Origin of the sequence: Paraburkholderia sp. SIMBA_053, assembly GCF_046534895.1 — a bacterium.
Lineage (GTDB): Bacteria > Pseudomonadota > Gammaproteobacteria > Burkholderiales > Burkholderiaceae > Paraburkholderia > Paraburkholderia caledonica.
In genome coordinates this window covers 1-232 of the sequence record NZ_JAWRXU010001844.1, presented here as the reverse complement: position 1 = coordinate 232, position 232 = coordinate 1, and the positions used below count along the sequence as shown (strand labels likewise).

The window sequence follows — 232 nt, the reverse complement described above, 5'->3', positions numbered from 1 at the left end:
CGGGGAGGACCGGTCGAATCAGGCCGTCATCCACGGGTACATCGACCGGGTGGAGGCCTATCCGCCGGCGGCCGGCGAGCACTCCCATGCTCGCGGACGCGGTTGGGAGCGGATGTCGAGCGGACCGGAAGGGCCCGTGGTCGTCGTCGACCTGAAGACCGGGAAGAACGACCCCGAATCCGACTCCGGCGTCGCCGAGCACGCACAGCTGGCCGCCTATCAGGTGGCGGTC

Annotated in this window: 1 protein-coding gene; it reads left to right on the top strand. The window is 70.3% G+C overall.

Going from position 1 to position 232, the window contains the following annotated elements; translation table 11 throughout:
* A partial coding sequence (locus SB753_RS41910) for a PD-(D/E)XK nuclease family protein (RefSeq protein ID WP_410805801.1) occupies nt 1–232 on the top strand: 232 nt, incomplete at both ends.